The following is a 25,068-nucleotide window of genomic DNA, read 5'->3' as shown; positions in this document are numbered from 1 at the left end:
TGCAGCATCAGTTCGGACAGCGCTTCGGTGGCGCGCACGATCGGCGCGCCGCGCTCGCCGATGGCGGTGAGGCCGACGCCCACGAAGACCGAGAAGACCAGGATCTGCAGGATGTTGTTCTCGGCCATCGCCGCCAATGGGCTGGCCGGGAAGATCTCGAGGATGAAGTGGCGCAGCGTCAGTTCGCCCATCTCGAGGTCGCCCACGTCGGCGGTGCTTTCGAGGCCGACACCGACGCCGGGCTGGAACAGGTTGACGAGGATCAGGCCGAGGCTGAGCGAGACGAGGCTGGCGGTGATGAACCAGCCCAGCGCCTTGCCGCCGATGCGGCCGAGCGCGGCGCTGTCGCCCATGCCCGCAATGCCGGTCACGATCGTCGCGAAGACCAGCGGCGCGAGGATCATCTTGATCAGCTTGAGGAACACGTCGGGCAGCAGCCGGAAATAATCGGCCCACTGCTTGAGGTGCGGATCGTCCGCCGGAAGGCTCGCGTGGAGCATGTAGCCCGCGGCGATGCCGAGGACCATGCCGATGAGAATGTAGAGCGTCAGGCGCCTGCCCATTGCGAACCCCTTGTTAATGGTGGCGTCGTGAAAGCGCCGGAGCCTATCAGTGTGGCCGGTGCGGTCAATGACGGGGGCGAGGTTTCACCCGGTTGCAAGACGCAGGGCCTTGCGTTTCGGCCCGCTCGCCCTCGAAACTAATTCCGGGTCAGCCTGCCAGAGCGGCCAGCGTCACCCGTTCGTAGATGCGGGCGAGGGCCTCGAGGTCGGCCACGGCCACGGCTTCGTCGCGCTTGTGCATCGTCGCGTTGCACAGACCGAACTCGATCACCGGCGAGAGATCCTTGAGGAACCGCGCGTCCGAAGTGCCGCCGCTGGTCGAGAGTTCGGGCTCTACCCCGGTCTCGGCGCGGATCGCTTCGGCCAGCATGGCGGAGAACGCGCCGGGCTGCGTCAGGAACGCCTCGCCCGAGATCACGGGGCGGGCGGTGCCGCCGTGCCGCTGCGCGATCTCGGCGACGCGCGCGGCAAGGCCCCCGCCGGTGTGCAGGTCGTTGAAACGGATCGAGATGCGCGCCGAAGCCTTCGCCGGGATCACGTTGGTGGCCGGGTTGCCGCAGGAAACGTCGGTGACTTCGAGGTTGCTCGCCTGGAACCAGTCGGTGCCCTCGTCGAGCACGATGGCGTCGAGTTCGGCGAGCATCGCCACCAGCTTGGTGATCGGATTGTCGGCGAGGTGCGGGTAGGCGACGTGGCCCTGCACGCCCTCGACTTCCAGCCAGATGTTGACGGAACCGCGACGGCCGACCTTCATCATGTCGCCGAGGCGGTTCACCGAGGTCGGCTCGCCGACGAGGCAAAGGTCGGGAATCTCGCCCTTTTCGCGCATCAGGTCTATGAGGGCGAGGGTGCCGAAGCGCGCCGGGCCTTCCTCGTCGCCGGTGATGATGAAGCTGACAGTGCCGGTTTCAGGCGGGATATGCGTGACGGCCGCGACCATGGCCGCGATCGAGCCCTTCATGTCCACGGCGCCGCGCCCGTAAAGCAGTTCCTGTCCTTCGGGACCGCGCCTCTCGGGCAGGAACGGCGCGCTGGTCCAGCCTTCGCCCGGGGGCACCACGTCGAGGTGGCCGGCGAAGGCGAAGTGGCGCGAACCCTCGGGGCCGCGACGGATCGCGAACAGGTTCTCGACCGGGCCGTCCGGCGCTTCTCCCGCAATGAAGCGGGTCACCTCGAAGCCGAGCGGTGCCAGCTGGTTCTCCAGGCAGTCGAACACCATGCCGGTGGCCGGGGTGACGCTGGGGCAGGCGATCAGCGCCTCGGCGAGATCGGCGACGGTTGCGGCGAGAGGGGCGGTCTGGGACATAGGGGCAGCGCCATCGCATAATAGGCGCACCATGACCATAGGAGACCGTCCATGCCCCGGCTCGACATCGAGGCCATTCCGCAGGCCAACCGCACCGGCTATCCGGCGCCTTTCGACGCGGCGGTGGAGGGCCGCTGGTGGCGGCGGCTCGCTCCTGTGGGCGGACTGACGCAGATGGGCGCGAGCCATGTGGTGCTGAAGCCGGGCGCCTGGTCCAGCCAGCGCCACTGGCACGACGACGAGGACGAATTGCTGGTCATGCTCTCGGGCGAGGCGGTCTTGGTGGAAGACGGCGGGCGCACGCTGCTGCGCGCGGGCGACGTCTGCGCCTGGGCGAAAGGCGTGCGCGACGGGCACCACCTCGTGAACGAAAGCGAGGCCGACTGCACCTTCATCGCCATTAGTGCGGGCGATCCGAACGGCAGCGGCGCCTATTCGGACATCGACATGAAGTTCGACGGCGAGGGCTACTTCCACAAGGACGGCGCCCCGTACTGATTGGTCGTCGTCCCGGACCTGATCCGGGACCGCTGGCCGTGAACAGCCCACCTATCTTCAGGGCGCCTCGAAGCAGGCTCGCGCCTAAAGACAGCCACCGGTCCCGGATCACGTCCGGGACGACGGACTCACTGGAATTTGGCCTCGTTCCGCCCCATATCGGCGCCAAAGGAGAGCCTCCCCGATGACCGACAAGATGCACCTCACCGATGAAGAATGGCGCGAGCGCCTGAGCCCCGAGCAGTACTACGTGCTGCGGCAGGCGGGCACCGAGCGGGCCTTCACCGGCAAATACGACGGCAACAAGCAGCGAGGGCTCTATACTTGCGCGGGCTGCGGTGCGCCGCTGTTCGAATCCGATGACAAGTTCAATTCGGGCTGCGGCTGGCCGAGCTACACCGCGCCGGTGGACGAAGCCGCGATCGACGAGCACCGCGATACCTCGCACGGGATGATCCGCACCGAAGTGACTTGTGCGAAGTGTGAAGGACACCTCGGCCACGTGTTCCCCGATGGCCCGGCGCCGACGGGGCTGCGGTACTGCATCAACAGCGCCTCGCTGGACTTCGAGCCGAAGTAAGAAGGAAGGCCCACCCCCGGCCCCTCCCGCGAGCGGGAGGGGAGACAGAATGCTTCGCCCTCCCGCTCATCCTGAGCCTGTCGAAGGAGGGAGGGCCGGGAGGCTTGGCCCGCAGGGCTTAGCCGGACGGGGTGGGCCGGCCATCCGCTGCCTTTCCCCCGCACCCGTGTTCACCTCGGGTTACAAATCGCCATGCAAAGTGTAGGAGCGACCCGACACATCCGTCCTTATTGGGGTTTGCATCCTACCCATGGCCAAGAATTCCGGCCGCAGCCGCGCACCCCGCGGCGCATCGTCGCAAGCTGAAAGCAAGCCGCTCTGGCGCCGCATCCTGCGCGGCGTGTTCGTATGGGGCGGCGCGCTGGCGCTGCTCGGCGCGATCTTCCTGGGCACCGCCGTGTTCTTCACGATGCGCGAACTGCCCGACTATTCGGCGCTGAAGAGCAGCCAGAACGGCCAGATGATCGTCGTGCGCGCGCGCGACGGGCGTGAACTCGTCTCGCTCGGGCCGAGCTACGGCAAGTGGATGCCCTATGAAGAGATCCCCGCGATCATGCGCGACGCCATCGTCTCGGTCGAGGATCGCCGCTTCCGCGAGCATCCCGGCGTCGACCCGATCGGCCTCGCCCGCGCGGTCTACGTCTCGCTGACCACCGACAGCCGCGCCAAGGCGACGTCCACCCTGACGCAGCAGCTGGCGCGCAACATCTTCCTCAGCAATGCGCGTTCGTGGAACCGCAAGGCACGCGAGATGGTGTTGGCGCTGGCGCTGGAGCGCAAGTTCACCAAGGACCAGATCCTAGAGCTGTACCTCAACAAGGTCTACTTCGGCGGCGGCGCCTACGGCATCGACGCGGCGAGCCGCAAGTTCTTCGGCCACCCGGCCACCGAACTCTCGACCGCTGAATCGGCGATCATCGCCGGGCTGGTGAAGGCTCCGTCGAACTACTCGCCCACCGCCGATGTCGAGGCCGCCAAGGGGCGCGGCAAGGTCGTGCTCGGCCTGATGGCGCGCGAAGGCGTGATCTCGCAGGCGGAGGCGGACAGCGTCGATTTTTCGGACGTGCAGGTCGCGAAGGAGAAGGGCCAGAACTCGGTCCGGTACTTCACCGACTGGGCGCTGCCGCAGCTCGACATGCTGCTCCCTGAGAACAACGAGCCGATCGAGGTGTGGACCACGCTCGACCCGGCGATGCAGGACGCGGCGACCAAGTCGATCGACGCCAACGTGCCCAAGGGGGCGCAGGGCGCGCTCGTCAGTCTCGACAAGGATGGCGCGGTGCTGGCGATGGTCGGGGGCACGGATTACGTGAACTCGAACTACAACCGCGCCACTTCGGCGCTGCGCCAGCCGGGTTCGTCGTGGAAGCTGTTCGTCTACCTTGCCGCGCTGGAGGCGGGCTACACCCCCGACGATCGCGTCGTTGACGAGCCGGTGACGATCCAGGGCTGGAGCCCGCAGAACGACGGCCGCAACTTCGCCGGCCAGATCGACGTGCGCACCGCCTTCGCCTATTCCAAGAACACCATCGCCGCGCAGCTGGGTAACGAGGTCGGCTTCGGCACCGTCGCCAGCATGGCCAAGCGCTTCGGCATCACCACCGACATCAACACCAAGCCCGCCATGGTGCTGGGCACCTCGGAAGTGCGCGTGATCGACATGACCCGCGCCTTCGCGGCGGTGTCGGCGGGCGGTACTTCGGTGGAGCCCTACGGCATCACCAAGGTCACCACGACCTCGGGCGAGCTGCTCTACGAGCACAAGTCGGTGCAGGGTCAGGTGCTGGTGCCGCATTACGTGGCGGCGGGCATCACCGACCTGCTGCAGACCGCCGTGGCCATCGGTACGGGGCGCGCCGCGCAGATCGGGCGTCCGGTGGCGGGCAAGACCGGCACCACCAGCTCGAATAAGGACGGCTGGTTCCTCGGCTTCTCCAGCGGCATCACCACCGGTGTGTGGATGGGCCGCGACGATGCCAAGCGGGTGGCGGGGCTCTCCGGCGGGCATGCTCCGGCGCGGGCGTTCTCGGACTATATGAAGGTTGCCGTCGCCAAGCGCCCGGTCGAGCAGTTCGACACCGAACTCAAGCTGCCCGAATGGCAGCTGGAGCCTGATGACGAGCAGATGCAGGGCAATCCTGACGACTATTACTACACCGACGAGAACGGCAACCTCGTCCATCCTGACGGCGCCACGCCGGACCAGCCGCCTTATGGCGGGGTTCCGAACGGGCAGGCGCCGAACGGCGGCGTGGTCCCGCCGGACTATGGGCCGCAGGGTGCGCCAGCCGGGCCGCCGCCCGCTGCGGGCAACGACTTCCTCGACCGCGCCACCGGGCGCGAGCGGGAAGATCCGGGCCTGCGTCCGGGGCAGGGCACCGGGGTCTATCCGGGCGCGCGTCCCACGCCGGTCCCGCGCGTGATGCCGACGCCGCGTCCGACGCCGACGCGGATACCCGGTACAACGCAGCCCTGATCGCCGCGTCGTTTCAAACCAAACCGCGTCATCCCAGCGAAGGCTGGGACCGCTCGCCCATTACTGCCAACTATCGTTAGGGCGCCCTGCCGGTGATTGGGTTTTACGCGGCCGGCGGTCCCAGCCTTCGCTGGGATGACGTTGGCCCATCTCCCACACACGAAAAGGCCCGCCGGATCGCTCCGGCGGGCCTTTTCCTTTTACGCCTCGGCGCGTCGTGTCAGCGCAGGCGCACCGGCACGAAAGTCGCCTGCTGGCCACGCGGCTGGACGCGCAGGAGGAGGGCCGAGCGGCCTTCCGCCTTGGCGGCGTTGATCGCTGCGGTCAGGTCCGCTGCGGTCGTCACCGGACGGCCGTTGGCCTGCAGGATGATGAAGCCGCGCTGGAAGCCCTTCTGGCCCGCGTCCGAGTTCGGATCGACCGCCACGATGACCACGCCCTTGGTGCCGTCGGCCGCGCCGAGCTGGCGGGCGATGGTGGCCGTCAGCGGGGTCACGGTCAGGCCGAGCGAGTTCTCGATCACGCCCTTTTCCTGCTTCTGGGGCGGATTGTTGAACGCATCGCCGTCTTCGTCGCCATCGGGCGTGAAGGACTGCGAAAGCTCGTCCTCGCTCGGGCGCTTGGCGACCGTGGCGGTCAGGGTCTGGCGCTTGCCGCCGCGGATCACTTCGACCGGGATGCGTGCGCCCGGCTTGGTGTTGGCGACGATGTAGGACAGCGTCTGATCCTTGGTGACTTCCTTGCCGTCGACCGTGACGACGACGTCGCCCGCCTGCATGCCGGACTTGGCCGCCGGGCCGTCAGGCTCGACCATCTGGATGAACTCGCCCTTGTTGTGGGCGATGCCCAGCGAATCGGCGATGTCCTCGGTCACCGGCTGGATGCGCACGCCAAGATAGCCGCGCTCGATCGCCTCTCCCTTGATGAGCTTCTGGACGAGCGGGGCCGCGATCTCCGCCGGAATGGCGAAGCCGATGCCGACGCTGCCGCCCGTGGGCGAGAAGATGGCGTTGTTGATGCCGATCACCTGCCCGTTCATGTCGAACATCGGACCGCCCGAGTTGCCCCGGTTGATCGCCGCGTCGGTCTGCAGGTAGCGGTCATAGGCGCCGCCGCTCTGGGTGGAGCGGTAGACGGCCGAGACGATGCCCGAGGTCACCGTGCCGCCGAGGCCGAACGGGTTGCCGATCGCGATGATCCAGTCACCCACGCGCGCCTTGCGGCTGTCACCGAACTTGACGAACGGCAGGCTCTTGCCCGCGTCGATCTTGAGCACCGCAAGGTCGGATGCGGCGTCCTTGCCGATCAACTTGGCGGGATACTCGGCACCGTCGGGCATGGTGACGGTGATCGATTCGACCTGGCCCTTGCCCTCGGCGGTGATGACGTGATTGTTGGTCACGACATAGCCGTCCGCCGAGATGATGAAGCCCGAGCCGAGCGACTGGGCCTCACGCGTCTGGGGCGCGCCGTTACCGCCACCCTGTCCGCCGAACAGCCCCTCGAACGGAGTGCCCGCGAAGGGGTTGGCGCCGCCGCCCGCGACCTGCACCTTCTGGCGGGTCGAGATATTGACGACGGCGGGTTGCAACTGCGCGGTGAGATCCGCGAAGCTGGCGGGGGCACCGGCACGCGGCACCACCTTCGAAATTTCGCTGGCCTCGTTCTGGGCCACCTGGGCACCTGCGGGGTAGCCGGTGACGAGCGATGCGGTAGCGCCTCCGATGAGGAGCGCTGTGGTCAGTCCATAGGCATATCGCACTGGCTTCACGTCCTTTGATTCCTCCGTTTCGGCGGCTTGCGCCAAGATCCGACTGGTAACCCCGAAGCGGTTTCACGCCCCGCGAGCTTAACCGGATTTGAATGATGCGGAAATCCGCCACTTTTACGAAGTTCCGGCCGCCAACTCCCGATGGGCAACGGCCGAAACCGCTCACGGCTCCCTGAAATGATTCAGATAGGCATTGTCCGGCGAGAGCAGGATGGTCTTGGCGCCGTTCGGGCTGCCGGGCGCGCCCTTGCCAAACGACACCGCGTAGCTCTGCATCGCGCGGTAGAAGTCGTAGAACTGCGCGTCCTTGCCGAAGCTGTCGGCATAGATCTTCGCGGCCTGGGCCTCGGCCTCGGCGCGGATGATCTGCGCGTCGCGCTGGCCCTGCGCGGCGATCGTCTTCGCCTCTTCCTGGCGGCCCGCTTCCATGCGCACGAAGGCGGCGGCGAGCGCGCCCTCGGGCAGGTCGGCGCGCTTGATCCGCACGTCGACGACCTGCGCGCCGTATTCGGCGGCCTCACGGTCGAGCAGCTTGCGGATGTTCTCCATCGCCGCGCCGCGTTCGGCGGTGAGCAGCGATTGGAAGGTCCGCTTGCCCAGTTCCTGGCGCACGACCGAGGAGAGGATCGGTTCGAGCTGCTGCGTCACCCGCTCGCTGGTGCCGGCGGAGCGGACCATCTTGATCGGATCGACGATGCGGTAGCGGGCATAGGCGTCCACGTTCAGCCGCTGCTGGTCGGTGGAGAGCACCTGCTGTTGCTGCATGTCGACCGAAAGCAGGCGCTTGTCGATGCGGATCACCTGCTCGACCAGCGGGATGCGCCAGTGCACGCCCGCGCCGGTCTGCCCGTAGGCCGCGTTGGCGATATAGGGGTTGTAGACCCGCACCGGGCGGCCGGTCTGGACGACGACCGCCTGCTCGTCCTCGGGAACGACGATGGTGCTCATCATCAATCCGACGACGACGGCGCCCGCCGCGATCCACGCGGCCTTGTAGTCATGCCACAGGTTCATCACTGACCTCCCGTGCTGGTCGGTACGCTGACCGAGGTGTCGGGAGCGGGTGCGGCACGGCGCTGCATCTCGGGCAGCGGCAGGACGGTGTTCACGCCCTTTTCGCCGACCACCGTGTCATTGTCGCGCAGGACGCGTTCCATCGTTTCGTAGTACATGCGGCGCTTGGTCACTTCGGGGGCGAGCCTGTATTCCTCGTAGACCTTGTCGAACGAGCTGGCATCGCCCTGGGCGCGGGCGATCACCTGCTGCGCCCAGGCGCGGGCTTCGGAGCGGTCGCGTTCGGCTTCCTGCTGGGCAACGTTGACGTTGTCGAACGCGCCCTTGGTCTTGGCGGGCGGGTCGGCCTTCTTGATCTCGACGCCCTGGATGGCGATGCCCGAGCGGTAGAAGTCGAGGATGCGCTGCATGCGCTCGCCCACGTCCTGCTCGACTTGCGCACGGCCTGCACCGGACAGAGCCTGGCCCAGCGAGACTTGCGCGATCGAGGCGCGCATCGCGGCCTCGGCCACTTCCTGTACGGTACCGTCCGGGTCGGCGAGGCGGAAGGTGTAGTCCTTCAGGCCCTTGATGTTCCAGCGCACGAGGTAGCTGAGATCGACCAGGCTCTTGTCGCTGGTGAGCATCAGCTTCTCGTTCTCGTTGTCGGGCACGGCCACGACCTGGAACGAGCTGACGTCGACGACCTTCACCTGCTCGATCGGCCAGGGGAGGGTCAGGCTCACGCCCGAATCGACGGTGCGCGAATACTGGCCGAGCGTGGTGACCACGCCCTGTTCCTTGGGGCCGAGCATGTGGACGCTGGAGAAACCGAGCACCACCAGCACGGCGGCGCCGATGCCGAGCGGCAGCCACGACTTGCCGTCCGGACGGCGCGGCAGGTTGGGGAAGCCGCCGGGGCCGCGCGGGCCGCCGCCTCCGCCACCGGGGCGCCGCTGGTCGCCGCGCCGGAAGATGTCCTCGATGCTGGCCGAGCGGCGGGGCGGGGCGCCCTCTCCGCTGGGGAGCCAGGGATTGCGGGGGCCTTTGCGCTCGGGGGTTTCGGACTGCGGCTCGTCGGGCTGGCCGCCGGATGCGTCTGCGCCGTCGGAGCCTTCGCCGTCTCCGCTACCGCCGCCGTCATTGCCGCCGCCGCCGCCCCACGGGCTGTTGCGTCCCGTCATCTGGGAAATTCCCGTTCCGTCCCCCGGCACGCCGCCAGGCGTGTCTGCACCACCGATAGCTGTCATGAGGCTATCTATAAGAACCCCTCGGGCAAATAACAGTGCCTCTCTTGCCCTTTTTCCCCGCGTACGCCACCTGAGCGGCGAGCGCCGGGGTATCCCTCGGCCATGACGGACACGCCGGAAACGAACCGGCAATCTACTGGAGACGACGAGTGAGCAGCGCCGAAGGTCTTGGGGCAGGAACCCAAAGCGACGATCTCAAGGCGCTGCTTCAGCCCGAGGCCGCCGCGCGTGTCCAGTCGCTGCGCGCGGCGGACGGCCGCGCGACGCTGGTGCTCGATGCGACCGGCCTCGATGCGCCGGCGCGGGCGGGACTGGAAGCGCATGTGCGCGATGCGCTTGGCGGCAAAGTCGCCGAAGTGCGCGTGGCGATGATGGCGGATAAAACCGAGCCCGCACCACCCAAGGGACCACGCATCATCGCGGTCGGATCGGGCAAGGGCGGCGTCGGCAAATCCACGCTTTCGGCCAATCTCGCGGTCGCCCTCGCCCGGATGGGGCGGCGCGTCGGCCTCGTCGATGCGGACATCTACGGCCCCTCGCAGGCGCGTCTGCTCGGCACCGAGGGCCAGCGCGCCACCGCGCACGAAGGCAGGCTGGTCCCCGTCGAGAGCCGCTGGGGCGTCCCGGCGCTGTCGATGGCGCACCTCTCCAATGCCGGGCAGGCGATCGCCTGGCGCGGGCCGAAGATCTCCGGCGCGCTGCTGCAACTGGTCGAGGGGCACTGGGAAGGCGCCGAAGTGCTCATCGTCGATCTGCCGCCCGGCACCGGCGACGTGCAGCTCACCATGCTCCAGCGCTGCAAGCCTGCGGGCGCGGTGATCGTCTCCACCCCGCAGGACCTCGCGCTGATCGACGCGACCCGTGCGGTCGAACTGTTCGAGAAAGGCGACGTCCCCGTCGTCGGCGTGGTCGAGAACATGGCGGGCTATGCCTGCCCCCACTGCGGCGAAGTCAGCGATCCCTTCGGCTGTGGCGGCGCTGAGGCTTCGGCGAAGGAGATGGGCGTGCCCTTCCTCGGCCGCATTCCCCTCGATATCGCAATCCGCCGCGAGGCCGACGCGGGCACGCCCACCGCTGCCGGGACCGGCCCGCAGGCCGAAGCCTTCACCGCGCTCGCCGCGCAAGTCGCGGCCTGGCTGGACGCCAATCCCTGATGGCGGTGAGCCGCCGCAGCGTGCTCATCGGAGCGCTGGCGGGCGGCGGGCTCGCGCTCGGCTACATGCTGCGTCCGCGCAGCTATCCCCTGCCGCTGCAGCCGCGCGAGGGTGAATTCGCCTTCGATGCGTGGATCAGGATCGGTACGGACGGTGTCGTCACCGTTTCGGTCCCGCAAGTGGAGATGGGGCAGGGCGTCACCACGCTCGTTCCGCAGATCGTCGCACATGAACTCGGCGCGGACTGGCGGCAGGTCGCCGCCGAGCCAGCCCCCGTCAGTGCCCTTTACGCCAACCTCGCGCTGGCGGCGAAGTGGGCTCCGCTCTGGATGCCGCTGCTACCCTCGCTGGCGGATGAACCGGACGACCTCCTGACCCGCCGCTGGGCCGAGAGCCACGTCTTCGACGTCACCGCCGACGGCACCGAGATCGCCGCCTACGAGGCCGGAGCCCGCGCCGCCGCCGCCTCTGCCCGCGCGATGCTGGCGCAGGCCGCCGCCGCCCGCTGGAGCGTCGCCTGGGAGGAGTGCGAGGTCGCGAACGGCTTCGTCACGCACGAAAACAAGAAGCTGCCTTTCGGCCCGCTGGCCTCCGAGGCTGCCCGCTTTTCCCCGCCCTCGACCCCGCCGCTGCGCCCTGAAGCCATGGCCGAGCGTCCCGGCGAATTCCCGCCCGGCGCGCGCCTCAGCTATCCGCGTCTCGACCTGCCTTCCAAGGTCGATGGCTCGTGGACTTTCGCAGGCGACGTGCGCCTGCCCGACATGGTCTTCGCCGCGATCCGCCATGGCCCGATCGGCAGGAAGACCTTCCTCTCCGACCTCGACGAGAGCGCGGCGAAGGACATGCTCGGCTTCCTGCGCACCGTCGGCAGCCCGGAAGGAGACGCCGCATGGGTCGCCGCCGTCGCCACCGACGGCTGGGCCGCCGAGCAGGCGCTGACCCGCATGGAACCGGGTTTCCGCGTCGCTGCCGGGGCCGAATCCGACGCCGTCGACACCGCGATGGACGAGGCGCTTCACAATGCCGACGCGCACCGCATCCATTCGGCGGGCGACATGGCGCTGGTGAAGGACCGTCTGCCGATCCAGCTCGGCTATGAAGTCTCTCCCGCAATCCACGTCACCATCGAAACCGCCGCCGCGACTGCGTGGCTCCACGACGGCAAGCTGGAACTCTGGGTCGGCACGCAGGCCCCGCAAGCCACGCGCGAGGCTGTCGCGGCGGCACTCGGCATGGCGGTGCGCGACGTCGTGCTCTACCCCGTCGCGATCGGCGGCAGCTTCGACCGCCGCCTTGAATTCGGCCATGCCGTGGAGGCCGCGCTGATCGCCAGGGAGGTGGGCAAGCCCGTCCAGCTCACCTGGACCCGGCGCGAGGAATTCCGCGCCGGCCTGCCCCGTGCGCCTGTCTCGGCGGTCATGGCCGCGCGTCCCGATACCGATGGCCAGATCGCCGGCTGGCGCGCGCGCATCACCGTACCCGCGACCGCGCGCGAGTTCGGCCGCCGCCTGCTGGGCGGCGAGGCGCCTTACGAAGCGCTGGAGGCGGTCGCGCTCGATGCCGATCCGATGGCGCTCGAAGGCGCGGTGCCGCCTTACGCCATTCCCAACCTCGCGATCGACCATGTCCCCGTGCGCGTCGGCCTGCCCACTGCCCGGATGCGCGGCAATGCCCACGGCTGGACCGCCTTCTTCAACGAGAGCTTCGTCGATGAACTGGCCCACAAGGCCGGGCGCGAGCCCTTGTCCTATCGCATGGCGATGCTGGGCCACGATCCGCGTCTCGCCGCCTGCCTCCAGCGCGTCGCGGCGCTGGCGCAATGGGGCGGCGGCTCGGATGCCAGCGGGCAGGGCCTTGCCTGCCACGTCATCGGAAGTGGCCGCATCGCCGTCATCGCCAGCGCCCGGCGCGAGGCCGAAGGCGTGCGGGTCGACCGCCTGAGCGCCGTCGCCGACGTCGGTCGCATCCTCAATCTCGACATCGCCCGCCAGCAGATCGAGGGCGGGCTGGTCTTCGGCCTCGGCCTCGCGCTCGGCTGCGCGGTGCGTTATGCAGGCGGGCGGCCGGACAGCGAGAGCCTCGCCGCGATGGGCCTGCCGACGCTGGCCGACTGCCCCGCGATCGAGGTGGACTTCATCGAGAGCAAGGAAGACCCCGCTGATCCGGGCGAACTGGGCGTCGCCGCCGTCGCCCCGGCCGTCGCCAACGCACTTTTCTCGGCGACGGGCCTGCGCCTGCGCCGCCTCCCCTTCTTTGCCGAGGACGTATGAAACCGCCTGAGCTCCCGCCAGAACACCCGTCCGTCGCGACCGGAGGCGTCGGCGTCCTTCTCGTCAACCTCGGCACGCCCGATGCGCCCACGCCCGATGCGGTGCGCCGCTACCTTGCCGAATTCCTCTCCGACCCACGCGTGGTGGAGATCCCGGCGATCGCGTGGAAGCCGATCCTCCACGGCATCATCCTGCGCACCCGTCCGGCGAAGTCCGCCCATGCCTACAGCCAGGTCTGGACGCCCGAGGGTTCGCCGCTCGCCGCCATTACCGCCGCGCAGGCCCGCGCGCTTCAGGCGCGGCTGGGCGATACGGTCACCGTGAATTGGGCAATGCGCTACGGCAATCCCTCGCTCCCCTCGCGCCTGCAGGCGATGAAGGATGCAGGGATCGATCGTATCCTCGTCGCCCCGCTCTACCCGCAGTATTCGGGGGCGACGACCGCCTCGGTGATGGACAAGCTGGGCGACGCCCTGCGCGCCATGCGCTGGCAGCCCGCGCTGCGCACGCTGCCGCCCTACCACGACGATTCGGCCTATATCGCCGCGCTGGAGGAAGACGTCGTCGCGCATGTGTCCGCGCTCGATTTCACGCCGGAAGTGCTGCTGCTCTCCTACCACGGCATGCCCGAGCGCACACTGCACCTCGGCGATCCCTACCATTGCCACTGCCGCAAGACCTCGCGCCTGCTGACCGAGCGGCTGGCCCTGCGCCTGCCGGACCTGCGCGTCGAGACCAGCTTCCAGTCCCGCTTCGGCCGCGCCAAATGGCTCGAACCCGCCACCGAGACCGTGCTTGTGGCCGAGGCAAAGGCCGGCACCCGGCGCCTCGCCATCCTGGCCCCCGGCTTCTCGGCCGATTGCGTGGAAACGCTGGAGGAACTGGCGATCCGCGGCCGCGAGGTTTTCGAGGAAGCGGGCGGCGAGCGCCTCGCCGTCCTCCCCTGCCTCAACGCCCGCGAACCGGGCATGGCGATGCTCGAAGCCCTCGCGCGGCGCGAGTTGTCGGGCTGGGTTGCAGCAATTTAACTGTCGGTAGCGGCACGTTTGTTCCAACTCTGTTCCCGTTCAGAGGGAAGGATTTTGGATCATGCGCGAGGCGGACTATCTCCAGCCCGACTTTGCTTATGGTGGGCCGGAGAAATCGGCGTCCGGCGGCCCGGGCGTGGCGCTGTCGATCTATGCCAACCGCGCCCACTTGCGCGCCACCTTGCGCGAGGACGCAGACGCGGCCGGCATGCGCATCGTCGCTGCCGCACCCCTTGCCGATCTCGTCACCATGGGGGAGGGGCTGGCGCAGGCCCGCCTTGCCGACGTGGTGCTGGTCGATTGCCCGCAGGTCGATGCGGGGGTGCTGGCGGCGCTCGCCCGGCTGGACTTGCGCGCGGCAGGCGGCGCGACGCGGCTGATCGTCTCGACCGGGGTGGAGGCGCTGGACGATGTCTTCGCCTGCATGGACCAGTCCTCGCCCGTCCTGCTTGTCGATCCCGACCGCGCGGAGCGGGTACTGGCGCTGGGCCGCGTGCTGGCGACGATGCCCTCCGGACGTGTTCGCGAACTTTCCGAGGACGACCGCCTGATGCTGCTGCGCCTGACCGAGCAGGTGGGCCAGATCGCGGGCCGTATCGATCGCCTTGATGCGGGCGGTATCCCCGCGCCGCTCCCCGCCGTCCCCGCCGCCGGTTTCTCGCCGGGTCAGCTTCCCGATGCGAGACTGGTCCGGCGGATCATCCGCCAGCGCCAGTTGCGCGCGCGCTTCCTCGACAACGATCTCTTCGCCGATCCCGCCTGGGATATGCTGCTGGACCTCACCGCCTCGCGCCTCGAAGGCAAGCGGGTCTCGGTGACCTCGCTCTGCATCGCTTCCGGAGTGCCGCCGACCACGGCGCTGCGCTGGATCGGCCAGATGGTCGATGCGGGCCTCTTCGTGCGCCTCAGCGACGGCGCCGACAAGCGCCGCGCCTTCATCGACCTCAGCGAAAAGGCGATGCAGGCCATGGCCCGCTATTTCACGGAGATCGCCCTCACGGCCCCGGCGCCGATCTGAGCGCCCCGGGAACCGCTTTAGCACGCCGCCATGGCATTCGGGCGCGCCAGCGTATAAAGGCGCGCGGATGCTTCGCCTCACCGACATTGCCCTGCCGCTCGACCATACGCCCGCCGATCTCGACGCGGCAGTCGTCCAGCGCCTCGCCATCGCGCCTGCCGACCTCGAGCGCGTCACCGTGTTTCGCCGGGGCAACGACGCGCGGCGCAAGAATGCGATCAAGCTGGTCTATGCGCTCGACGTCACGGTGAAGGATGAAGCCGACGTGCTCGCCCGCTTCGCCGACGACCAGCATGTGCGGCTCACCCCGGACATTGCCTACAAGTTCCCCGTCCGCGCGCCCGAGGGCTGGGAAGGCCCGCGCCCGGTCGTCATCGGCGCAGGCCCGTGCGGCCTCCTCGCCGCACTGATCCTCGCGCAGATGGGCCTAAAGCCCATCATCATCGAGCGCGGCAAGGCGGTGCGCGAACGGACCAAGGATACCTGGGGCCTGTGGCGCCGCTCGGAACTGAACCCGGAAAGCAACGTGCAGTTCGGCGAGGGCGGGGCGGGCACGTTCTCCGACGGCAAGCTCTACAGCCGCATCAAGGACCCGCGCCATCTCGGCCGCAAGGTCCTGACCGAATTCGTCAAGGCCGGCGCGCCCGAGGACATTCTCACCGAAGCGCACCCGCACATCGGCACGTTCCGCCTCGTCACCATGGTCATGTCCATGCGCGAGACGATCGAGCAATTGGGCGGCGAATACCGCTTCAGCACCCGCGTCGAGGATTTCGAGATCGAAGGACAGGGCGACGAACGCCGGCTCAAGGGCCTGCACCTCTCGACCGGCGAATACCTTCCCGCCGAGCACGTCATCATGGCTGTGGGCCACTCCGCACGCGACACCTTCGAGGTGCTGCACAACCGCGGCGTGCACATCGAGGCCAAGCCGTTCTCCATCGGCGTGCGCATCGAACACCCGCAAAGCTGGGTGGACAAGGCGCGCTACGGGGCCTGCGCGGGCAACCCGATCCTCGGCGCGGCGGCCTATGCCATCTCGCACAAGGCGAAGAACGGGCGCACCGTCTATTCCTTCTGCATGTGCCCGGGCGGCCGCGTCGTCGCAGCGGCGAGCGAGGAAGGCGGCGTCGTCACCAACGGCATGAGCCAGTATTCGCGCGCAGAGTTCAACGCCAATTCCGGCCTTGTCGTGGACATCAGCCCCGAACGCGACTTCCCCGGCCATCCGCTCGCCGGGATCGCGCTTCAGCGCAAGTTCGAGAAGCTGGCCTACGTGGCGGGCGGATCGGACTACCGCGCGCCGGGCCAGAAAGTGGCGGATTTCATGGCGGGCCGCCCCTCGACCGAGCTGGGCGAGGTCAACCCCAGCTACCAGCCCGGCATCCGCCTGACCGACCTCGCACAATGCCTGCCCGACTACGTCGTCGAGGCGATCCGCGAGGCGCTGCCAGTGTTCGGCCGCCAGGTGCCCGGTTACGATCATCCCGACGTCGTCATGACCGGGGTGGAGACGCGCTCCTCCTCGCCTGTCCGGATCGGTCGCGGCAAGGACTGCCAGAGCCTCAACACGCGCGGCCTCTATCCTGCGGGTGAAGGCGCGGGCTATGCGGGCGGCATCCTCTCCGCCGCCGTCGACGGCATCCGCGTGGCCGAGGCGCTGGCGCTGGAACTGGTTGGTACGCCCGAATGATCGCGCATTACGATGCCATCGTTCTCGGCGCCGGGGCCGCCGGGCTGCTGTGTGCCGCCACCGCCGGACAGCGCGGCCGCCGGGTGCTGCTGATCGACCACGCACCCGAGCCGGGTCGCAAGATCGTCATTTCCGGCGGCGGGCGGTGCAACTTCACCAACATTCACACCGCGCCCGACCGCTACCTGTCGAGCAACCCGCACTTCGCCAAGTCCGCGCTCAGCCGCTACACCGCCGCCGATTTCCTCGCGCTGGTCGAAAGCTACGGCATCGCATGGCACGAGAAGACGCTGGGCCAGCTGTTCTGCAACGGTTCGGCGAAGCAGATCGTCGCCATGCTGCTGGAGGAATGCGCCAAGGGCATGGTCGAACTCCGCTGCGGCGAGGCCGTGGGCGAGGTCGAGCATGCTGACGGCCTCTACCGCGTGCGCCACGGCGAGCAGTCATCGACTGCCCCCGCAATGGTGATCGCCACCGGCGGACCGTCGATCCCCAAGATGGGCGCGAGCGGGTTCGCCTATGATCTCGCGCGCAAGTTCGGGCTCAAGGTGGTGCAGCCGCGTCCGGCACTGGTGCCGCTGACCCTGCCGGGGGACGAAGCGCTGTTCCGCGAACTCTCCGGCGTCTCCACCGAGATCGTCGCGCGATGTGGAAAGGCGGCGTTCCGCGAGGCGGCGCTGTTCACCCATCGCGGGCTGTCCGGTCCCGCCATCCTGCAGATTTCCAGCTACTGGAAGCGCGGAGACACCGTGACCGCGCAGTTCCTGCCCGACCGACCCGAGGGCTGGTTGCGCACGCTGAAGCGCGATCGCCCGCGCCTCTCGTTCCGCAAGGCACTGGGTGACGGCCTGCCCGAGCGGCTGGCCGAGGCGCTGTGTGGGCGGCTCGGTCTCGAAGGCGAACTCGGCGCACTGACCGACAAGGCGCTCGGCGCGGCGGAAGCGCGGCTGGCGCGCTGGCCGTTCCTGCCCGATGGTTCGGAAGGTTTCGCCAAGGCCGAAGTCACCGCAGGCGGCATCGACACCGCCGAACTCTCGTCCAAGACCATGGAGGCGAAGCGCGCGCCGGGTCTCTACGCGATCGGCGAGGCAGTGGATGTCACCGGCTGGCTGGGCGGTTACAACTTCCAGTGGGCCTGGGCGAGCGCCCGCGCCGCGGGGCTGGCGATCTAAAGCGTCATCAGGATGTCGCGGCGGCCTTCGCCCTGCCAGTCGAGCGTCGCCTTCAGCAGTGCGATGGTGGCGGCGCAGCGGTTGGGATCGTCCTCCTTGCGCATCGCCGTGGAGACCTGTTCCTTGCCGAGTCCGGTGTCCTTCAGCACCTGCCGCACCAGTTCGGGCGGCACGCTGGCGGAGCGGGCGGCAGCCTTTTCCGGCGCCTTGAGCATCCCGCGCTGGACCAGCGAGGCGGCGAAGCGGCGCTCCTCTTCGCGGATTTCGTTCGGGACGAGGGTGGTGCCTGGCGGTGCGCCCCGGGCCATCATCTGGCGGCAGGCTTCGGCGCTGTCCGCTTTCGCAGCCTCCAGGAGGGCGAAGCGCAGGCGCATGGTGGTTTCGAAGTCCTTGCCATAAAGCAGGCGACCGTCGAGGTAGGTGCGGGCGCGCACCAGTTCCAGTCCACTTTCGGCAGTAGCCTGTTGATCGACGCCGCCATTTTCGGTGTATCGAGTGCGGCCCGCCAGCAACGTCGCCAAATCGGGCTGGTGGCTGCTCAGCCATACAGGGTCATGGCCTTCGCCGAATACTTGGGTAACGGTTACCTTGAAGGCTTCTTCCTGCGCTTCCGACTTGCTAGGCGGGCCGAGATTAGTGAGGAAGCCCAGCACGATCAGCCCGCCGAGCACGAGAAGACCGGTTGGCCATGTCCTGACTCTTTCCCACGAAGCGACGCGCTGCGGATCGAAGTGGTCTTCCAGTTCCGGGAAGTTCTTGCGCACGCCCGCCAGCAGCCCGCGCACGTCGCCGCCGCTGACGCGCAGGAAGCGCATGAGACCGGCGGGGCCGGGGCGGTGCAGTTCGGCCCATGCCTTGTGGTAACGGTGGCCGGGCACCTGCACCTTGCACTGGAAGCGGTAGCCGCGCAGCCGTGCGCCGAGGTAGTCCATCGTCGGGCGGGCATCGAGACGGCCCCATTCGTGCTCCCAGCCGAGCGCCGTGGTCGCCGCCTCCAGAAGCGGCGCGCTGCGCGGCCAGGCGCGGGCAAGAAGACCGGCGAGCCAGTCTTCCATTTCGGCCTGCTGTCCGATCGGCGCCCAGTGGATGCCATCGAGCACGGGCTTCAGGAGCGTGAGGGCCTGTACCTCTTCCGCCTCGTCGAGCGGCGCGGTCCCGGCAGAGCCATCGGGGTCGAGCATGGCGGCGAGGCGGGCGAAGGGAGATTGTAGTTCGTCCGTGCCGACGCCGGGAGCATCGCCGTGGCCTTCGACCAGCGGCGCGGCGAAAGGATCGGGGCGGCCGGGCGCCAGAGGCTCTCCGGTGGCGACTGTGCCATCGGGGATGAAATCGGGCGCGAGGCGATCGATCAGAGGCGCATCGCCGTGCGGCGGGACCGGGACGTCGAGGGTGTCTTCCGGCCATACGCCGGTGAGCGAAGGAGCGGCGTGGAGCCAGCCGGTGGGCTCGGGCGCGGGTGCTTCGGGTTCCTCGACGGACGCTTCGGCTTGCGGTGACGGCATGGATTTCGCCAGGCGCAAGGCGGCGTCGCGGGCGCTGCGCAGCTGCGCGTAGCCTTCGACCTCGGCGTCGAGGTCCATTGTCTTTATCCGCGCGGCGTAGGCGCTGCGGATCGCGCGGGCATCGCCGGTCGGCTCGATCCCGAGCAGGGACCACGGGAATGCCGTCATCACTTGCCCGGCCTCAAAGCGGGCTGACGCGGTCGAGTTCGTCCAGGCGTTCCAGCAGGAAGCCGCGCGCATCGGCGATGCGGCGGGGGTCCTGCGTTTCCAGCGCGCCGACGAATTCGGTGATCCAGTGGCCGATCGCCTGCCGCAGGTCGCCGATGTGGTCTTCGTAGCAACGTTCGGCCCGCGCGATCAGGGCGACGTTGGCCGCGTCCTCGCGCGGGTGGAACTTGAGTTTGGCGAGGGCGGCGCGGCGTTTCTCGATGTCCCTGGGGTCGGGACGATCCTCTTCGTCAATGATGACGAGATTGCGGGTGGTGCCGTTGAGGGGCACGTGGACGTCGATCTCCAGCAGGCCCGAGCTGTCGTAGGAGAAACGCACTTCCGCGCTCACTTCTCCGGCGGGGCGCGGCGGGACGGGGACTTGCAGCTGGCCCAGACGGACGTTGCCGGAAACCTCGCGCGCCTCGCCCTGGTAGATGCCGAATTCGATCTGCTTCTGGCCGTCGCCCATCGTGTGATACGTGCTGACGCGGCTGACGGGGACGGGCGTGTTGCGCTCGATGATGGGCGAGAACAGCCCGCGCTGCAGGCCGCCGTAGCGGTCGTGCTCGGCCACTTCGACACCCAGCGTGAAGGGGCACACGTCGGTGATGCGGATTTCCTCGAGCGCCGCGTCGCGCCCGACCAGGCCCGCCTGGATCGAGGCTCCCAGCGCCACCGCGTGGTCGGGGTGGACCGAGGAATTGGGGAAGCGGCCGAACAGCCGGGTGATCGCCTTGCGCACCACCGGCATGCGCGTGGCGCCGCCGACGAGGACCACGTCGGAAAGCTCCGCAGCCTCGATCGAGGAATCGCGCAGGGCACGCACGACGGGGTCGCGCAGGCGGCGCACGAGCGGTTCGCAGGCGGTCTCGAACTCGGCGTCGGTGACTTTCGTGGAGAGGCGCGTTTCGTTCACCGTCAGCGCGAACTCGGCCTCGCCGGCGCTGCTGAGCGCGCGGCGGCAGGCTTCGGCGGCGCGCTTGAGGAGGGCGTCGCGGCGCTCTTGCGGCAGGCTGTCGAGCAGGCAGTCAGGGTCAAGACGGCCACGCACGAAGCCGGAGAGCGCATCGTCGAAATCGTCGCCGCCGAGGCGGTTGTCGCCCGCCGAGGCGCGCACTTCGACGATGCCGTCGAACATCTCGACGATCGAGACGTCGAAAGTACCCCCGCCGAGGTCGAAGACGAGGAACGGCTCGCGGTCGCCCTTGTCCTGCAGGCCGAAGGCAAGCGCGGCGGCAGTGGGCTCGTTGATCAGGCGGCGCACGGTCAGGCCCGCCAGCTCGCCCGCCCGGCGCGTCGCCTTGCGCTGGCGGTCGTTGAAATAGGCGGGGACGGTGATGACGGCTTCGGTCGGCTTCTCGCCGGTCAGCGCCTCGACATCACGGGCGATGGCAGCGAGGACGAGCGCGGAGAGGTCTTCGGGCGTGTAGTCCTTCCCGCCCAGCTTCGCGGTGCGCTGTGTGCCCATCATGCGCTTGAAGCTGGCAACGGTATCGGCCGGGTGCGTCGCCATGCGGTCGAGCGCCGGGGTGCCGATCCACACCTGCCCGTCTTTCGCGATGCTGATGGCGGAAGGGGTGAGCGGTTCGCCGAGCGCGTTGGGCACCAGCTGCGCCTCTCCGCCACGCCAGATGGCCACCGCGCTGTTGGTGGTGCCGAGGTCGATCCCGATCAGCATCGCGAGCCGGCCAATCCGTTCAGAAACACGCTATTCCCCGAAGATTCAACACGTACCGGGAGTGGTAGCGGGATCGTGGCAAGGGGATCAAGCCTGTCTCGTCACGATGCTCCCGTCACGACCGCGTCGTGTCGCGCGCGATGAGTGTTGGGGGCATGACCTTGCTATGGCGCGTCTCGCCTTCGATCAGGGCGCGAATCTTCTCGACCATGACCTTGGCGCCCTGGCCGATCTCCTGCCGCACGGTGGTCAGCGGGGGGGAGGTCAGGCGAGCGAGCGGAAGGTCGTCGAAGCCGACGATCTGGACGTCGCCGGGTATCCTGCGGCCGCTTTCGTGCAGGACGTGCAGCGCCGACATGGCGATGAGGTCGGATGCGGTGACGATGCCGTCGAAGTCCGCTTCGGCGTCGGCGAGGGCGGCTTCGAGCTGCGGTCCCATCTCGGCGTCGGCGAGCTTGATGGGGACGTGCTTGATGTGCAGGCCCGCAGCCTCTGCGGCTGCGCGCGCGCCGCGCAAGCGCATGGCGATCTCGATGCCTGCCGTATCGCCGAAGAAGGCGAGGCGCCGGGCGCCGCAGGCGATCAGGTGCTCGGCGGCGAGGCGGCCGCCCAGTTCGTTGTCGGTGCCGACGACGACGTGCTTCTGCCCTTCGCGGTGATTGCCCCAGGCGACGAGCGGGCGGTAATGCGAGACGACCTGATCGATCACGTCCGACTGGTCGGACTGGCCGATCAGCAGCACGCCGTCGACCATGCCCGAGCCGGTGATGCGCTCCAGCCAGTCGGTCGTCCCGTCCGGGATCGCGCGGCTGAGCATGAGGTCGTAGCCCGCCTCGGTCAGCTGGTCGGCAAGGTGGCCGAGCAGGGTCAGGAAGAACGGGTCGGAAATCTGCTGGCGCTTCTCATGACCCAGCGGAATGACCACGCCGATGACGCCCGTGCGCCGCGAGCGCAGCTTGCTGGCCATCTGGTTGGGACGAAAGCCATATTGCCGGGCGAGGGCCTGGATCCGCTCACGAGTCTCGGCGTTGACGAGGGACTTGCCCGCCAGCGCGCGCGAAACCGTGCCTGCGGAAACGCCGGCCACGCGGGCCAGATCGGCAAGCGTGCGCACTTCCACATCAGGACCGGGTACATCCGGGCCAGACGCGTCCGTGCCGTCGTTCCCCACGTTGTTCTCTTCCATCCCTGCCGCCATGTTGCACAATGCCTTAGCACCCGGATTGGCGCGCCGGAAGTAACTTGTTCAGTTAGTTGCCAGTTTCGGCTCCGGTCGGCCTCCGGCCTCGACGAAGACGGTGGCAATTGCACCCGCCACCATCAGCAATCCGGCAAGTATCAGCGCATTGCGCGGGTCGTTGCCGAGAATGGGGCCGTAGATGAGCGGCATCGTCAGGGCCTCGATCAGCATGGGGATGACGATGAACAAGTTGAAAACCCCCATGTATATGCCGTTGCGCTGGGGAGGGATCGAATCGGCGAGGATTACGTAAGTATTGCCCATCATGCCCGCCCATCCGAAGCCGATGCCGATCATCAGCAGGCCGAGCAGCGGCAGTTCGCTGGTCGAGGGGATCACCAGCATCGACAGCCCCGATGCGGCGAGACAACCGACGTGCACCGATCGTGCGCCAAAGCGGCTCACCACCGGGATCAGCCCGATCGCCGCGACGAAGGCGACCGAATTGTAGAGCGCGCCCAGTTGCTGCTCGGTCAGCACCGCCTCGCGGAAGCGGGCCGAATGGACGTCCCCGGTGCCGAACAGCGAGCGCGAGATGGCGAAGGCGATGTACTGCCAGTAGACCATCATCGCGTACCACTGGCACAGCATGGCGAGCGCCAGCTGCCGCATCGGCCGCGGCATCTCGACCACCGCGTCGCGCACTTCGCGCAAGGTGGCGGGCAGGGTAAGGGGAGAGGCGGCGATGCGCTCCTGCTCCTCGGGTGTGAGCGGAAGCTCGGGCACGCGGGTGACCGACCAGATCACCGTCGAGATCGACAGCACCGCGCCGATCACGAAGGCCATGCGCACGATCACGGGGATGCCGTTCGGTCCCAGCAGGTCGCGGTCCACGAACGTCGCCATGATCGAGGGCGCAAGGTAGGACAGGGTATGCGCCAGTCCGGTGAAGGCGCTCTGCACCATGAACCCGGTCGGTCGCTGGTGCGGTGCCAGTCGGTCGGCGACATAGGCGCGGTAAGGCTCCATCGTCACATTGTTGCCCGCATCGAGCACCCAGAGCAGCCCCGCAGCCATCCACAGCGTGGAAGAATTGGGCATCGCCAGCAGGCTGAGCGAACACAGGATCGCCCCGATTAGAAAGTAAGGTGCGCGCCGTCCGAGGCGGGAGCGGGTACGGTCGCTCATCGCGCCGATCAGCGGCTGGATGATCAGGCCCGTCACCGGTCCCGCCAGCCAGAGCAGCGGCATGCGCCCCTCGCTCGCGCCGAGGTAGCCGTAGATCGGCCCCATGTTCGCCTGCTGCAGGCCGAAGCTGAACTGCAGGCCGAAGAAACCCAGGTTCATCTCGACGATGCGGGGCAGCGACAGATGCGGCTTGAGGCCGAAGGGCATCCGCTTCTCCGAGTGCGACCGTTCCATGCCAGGCACCCCGGCAAGAACCCGTTGAATACCGGATGATATTCGTAAAGGCCAAGAAGAGATTGCACCACTTTCCCGCTCTGCGAGCGCAATAATGGAGCAATTAACATTTGCAGATATTGCAAACGATTGTACATCAGCCGCCCATGAACCCTCACCCTGCGACGCTCGAGTCATATCCCACCTTGCAATGGACGGCTCGGGATCTCGCCCGGCTACGGGACATTTCAATCCCGCGCGCGCCCGTCTTCACGCCTTCCGACGTGCGCCGGATTGCCGAGAATCTCGACGTCTGGGACGCATGGCCGCTTGCCTCCATGCACGGAATTCCGGTGCGCTGGCGCGGCGGTGAACTGTGGTTCGCACTCGCCGCTCCGGCCTTCGATGATCCGGAGGAGCGGCACGGCGCCGCGCGGATTCATCACTTCCACCGGATCGACGGGCAGTTCCGCCATATTGGCGCGACTTTCGAGGAAGGGTTCACGCCCGGCAGCCGCGAATGGTCCGGTTCGGCGCTATTCGAGGACGGCGTGGTGACCCTCTACTTCACCGCCGCCGGAGAGCGGGGCGAGACGGAGCCGACCTTCCGTCAGCGCATCTTCGCCTGCACGACCGGGCTGGCCGAGGCCGGCGACGGGGTCTTCACCGGCTGGTCCGGTCCGGTCGAGCAGGTGATACCCGCCAATATCGTCTACATGAATCGGCACGACGGCACGGGCGAACTCGGCGAGATCAAGGCGTTCCGCGATCCCGCGCCGTGGCGGGCCGAAGACGGCGTGGATCACCTCCTGTTCACCGCGTCATCGGCGCGGCATCTCGGGCTTCACAATGGCCTCATCGGCTGCGCGCGGCGCGGCGATGCCGATCCCGAAGGCGGCGTGTTCGAGAAGCGGCCGCCTCTGGTCGATGCCACGGGCGTCAACAACGAACTGGAGCGCCCGCATATCGTCGCGCATGGCGGGCGGCTCTATCTGTTCTGGTCGACGCAGGCGAAGGTCTTCGCGCCCGGTATCGACGCGCCGACCGGGCTCTATGGCGCGGTCGCGGACGGGTTCGCGGGGCCGTGGCGCCTGCTCAACGGCCATGGCCTCGTCTTCGCCAACCCGCAAGGCGAGCCGTTCCAGGCCTATAGCTGGTGGGTGCTGCCCGACCTTTCCGTGACCAGCTTCGTGGATTACTGGGGGATCGACGATGCCGCAGCGGAGCGCAAACCCGAAGGGCGCGAGTACTTCGGCGGAACCTTCGCCCCCTTCCTGCACTTGCGTCTGGAGGGCGACGTCGCCACGCTAAGGTGAAGGACGGAG

Annotated in this window: 19 protein-coding genes; 10 read left to right on the top strand and 9 right to left on the bottom strand. The window is 68.3% G+C overall.

Going from position 1 to position 25,068, the window contains the following annotated elements:
- Both QRN25_RS15250 and dapE read right to left on the bottom strand, forming a co-directional pair.
- On the bottom strand, positions 1-563 hold a 563-nt coding region (locus QRN25_RS15250), incomplete at its 3' end, for a dicarboxylate/amino acid:cation symporter (RefSeq protein WP_285020159.1).
- Between the two features lie 148 nt (positions 564-711).
- Positions 712-1,869 (bottom strand): succinyl-diaminopimelate desuccinylase, encoded by a 1,158-nt coding sequence (gene dapE, locus QRN25_RS15245; protein ID WP_285020158.1) that lies wholly within the window; start codon positions 1,867-1,869, stop codon positions 712-714.
- Between the two features lie 51 nt (positions 1,870-1,920).
- On the opposite strand from dapE, the gene QRN25_RS15240 reads away from it, so the two are divergent.
- The 3 genes from QRN25_RS15240 (at position 1,921) to QRN25_RS15230 (ending at position 5,423) form a co-directional block, all read left to right on the top strand.
- Positions 1,921-2,367 (top strand): cupin domain-containing protein, encoded by a 447-nt coding sequence (locus QRN25_RS15240; RefSeq protein ID WP_285020157.1) that lies wholly within the window; start codon positions 1,921-1,923, stop codon positions 2,365-2,367.
- A gap of 184 nt (positions 2,368-2,551) precedes the next feature.
- Positions 2,552-2,947 (top strand): peptide-methionine (R)-S-oxide reductase MsrB, encoded by a 396-nt coding sequence (gene msrB, locus QRN25_RS15235; RefSeq protein WP_285020156.1) that lies wholly within the window; start codon positions 2,552-2,554, stop codon positions 2,945-2,947.
- Between the two features lie 250 nt (positions 2,948-3,197).
- Positions 3,198-5,423, top strand: a complete 2,226-nt coding sequence (locus tag QRN25_RS15230; protein ID WP_285020155.1) for a transglycosylase domain-containing protein — start codon at positions 3,198-3,200, stop codon at positions 5,421-5,423.
- A 220-nt stretch (positions 5,424-5,643) separates the two neighbouring features.
- On the opposite strand, the gene QRN25_RS15225 is transcribed toward QRN25_RS15230, so the two are convergent.
- The 3 genes from QRN25_RS15225 to hflK all read right to left on the bottom strand — a co-directional run bounded on the left by QRN25_RS15225 (position 5,644) and on the right by hflK (position 9,371).
- Positions 5,644-7,185: a Do family serine endopeptidase gene (locus QRN25_RS15225; protein WP_008829137.1), complete on the bottom strand. Its 1,542-nt coding sequence runs from the start codon at positions 7,183-7,185 to the stop codon at positions 5,644-5,646.
- 171 nt (positions 7,186-7,356) lie between these two features.
- Positions 7,357-8,211 (bottom strand): protease modulator HflC, encoded by an 855-nt coding sequence (hflC, locus tag QRN25_RS15220; RefSeq protein WP_271184530.1) that lies wholly within the window; start codon positions 8,209-8,211, stop codon positions 7,357-7,359.
- Complete coding sequence (gene hflK, locus QRN25_RS15215; protein ID WP_285020163.1) at positions 8,208-9,371, bottom strand: protease modulator HflK; 1,164 nt, start codon at positions 9,369-9,371, stop codon at positions 8,208-8,210. The genes hflC and hflK overlap by 4 nt, the downstream gene beginning before the upstream one ends.
- Before the next feature lie 215 nt (positions 9,372-9,586).
- Between hflK and QRN25_RS15210 the strand changes: the two genes are divergently transcribed.
- From QRN25_RS15210 to QRN25_RS15185, 6 genes are all read left to right on the top strand, one after another.
- On the top strand, positions 9,587-10,591 hold the full coding sequence (locus QRN25_RS15210; RefSeq protein WP_285020154.1) for an Mrp/NBP35 family ATP-binding protein: 1,005 nt from the start codon (positions 9,587-9,589) through the stop codon (positions 10,589-10,591).
- Positions 10,591-12,861 (top strand): xanthine dehydrogenase family protein molybdopterin-binding subunit, encoded by a 2,271-nt coding sequence (locus tag QRN25_RS15205; protein WP_285020153.1) that lies wholly within the window; start codon positions 10,591-10,593, stop codon positions 12,859-12,861. The genes QRN25_RS15210 and QRN25_RS15205 overlap by 1 nt, the downstream gene beginning before the upstream one ends.
- Positions 12,858-13,889, top strand: coding sequence for a ferrochelatase (hemH, locus tag QRN25_RS15200; RefSeq protein ID WP_285020152.1), 1,032 nt, complete (start codon positions 12,858-12,860; stop codon positions 13,887-13,889). Before QRN25_RS15205 ends, hemH begins: the two co-directional genes overlap by 4 nt.
- Positions 13,890-13,950: 61 nt before the next feature.
- A complete protein-coding gene (locus tag QRN25_RS15195; protein ID WP_285020151.1) occupies positions 13,951-14,907 on the top strand; it encodes a helix-turn-helix domain-containing protein in 957 nt (318 codons plus the stop codon).
- 67 nt (positions 14,908-14,974) lie between these two features.
- Positions 14,975-16,600 carry an NAD(P)/FAD-dependent oxidoreductase gene (locus tag QRN25_RS15190; protein WP_285020150.1) on the top strand — a complete coding sequence of 542 codons (1,626 nt, stop codon included), beginning with the start codon at positions 14,975-14,977 and terminating at the stop codon, positions 16,598-16,600.
- Positions 16,597-17,772: a BaiN/RdsA family NAD(P)/FAD-dependent oxidoreductase gene (locus QRN25_RS15185; RefSeq protein ID WP_285020149.1), complete on the top strand. Its 1,176-nt coding sequence runs from the start codon at positions 16,597-16,599 to the stop codon at positions 17,770-17,772. The genes QRN25_RS15190 and QRN25_RS15185 overlap by 4 nt, the downstream gene beginning before the upstream one ends.
- On the opposite strand, the gene QRN25_RS15180 is transcribed toward QRN25_RS15185, so the two are convergent.
- The 4 genes from QRN25_RS15180 to QRN25_RS15165 form a co-directional block, all read right to left on the bottom strand.
- Positions 17,769-19,442 carry a hypothetical protein gene (locus QRN25_RS15180; RefSeq protein ID WP_285020148.1) on the bottom strand — a complete coding sequence of 558 codons (1,674 nt, stop codon included), beginning with the start codon at positions 19,440-19,442 and terminating at the stop codon, positions 17,769-17,771. The genes QRN25_RS15185 and QRN25_RS15180 overlap by 4 nt on opposite strands.
- A gap of 13 nt (positions 19,443-19,455) precedes the next feature.
- A complete protein-coding gene (locus QRN25_RS15175) occupies positions 19,456-21,162 on the bottom strand; it encodes an Hsp70 family protein (RefSeq protein ID WP_285020147.1) in 1,707 nt (568 codons plus the stop codon).
- 115 nt (positions 21,163-21,277) lie between these two features.
- Positions 21,278-22,348 (bottom strand): LacI family DNA-binding transcriptional regulator, encoded by a 1,071-nt coding sequence (locus tag QRN25_RS15170; protein WP_008829254.1) that lies wholly within the window; start codon positions 22,346-22,348, stop codon positions 21,278-21,280.
- 60 nt (positions 22,349-22,408) lie between these two features.
- Positions 22,409-23,737: an MFS transporter gene (locus QRN25_RS15165; protein WP_285020162.1), complete on the bottom strand. Its 1,329-nt coding sequence runs from the start codon at positions 23,735-23,737 to the stop codon at positions 22,409-22,411.
- A 173-nt stretch (positions 23,738-23,910) separates the two neighbouring features.
- On the opposite strand from QRN25_RS15165, the gene QRN25_RS15160 reads away from it, so the two are divergent.
- Entirely contained in the window at positions 23,911-25,059 is a 1,149-nt protein-coding gene (locus tag QRN25_RS15160; protein WP_285020146.1) for a glycoside hydrolase family 68 protein, read from the top strand.
- Positions 25,060-25,068 lie beyond the last annotated feature (9 nt).

The organism is Novosphingobium sp. fls2-241-R2A-195 (assembly GCF_030209485.1).
Lineage (GTDB): Bacteria > Pseudomonadota > Alphaproteobacteria > Sphingomonadales > Sphingomonadaceae > Novosphingobium > Novosphingobium resinovorum.
Note: the sequence above shows the minus strand (reverse complement) of the source record. Positions and strands in the feature narration are given on the sequence as shown.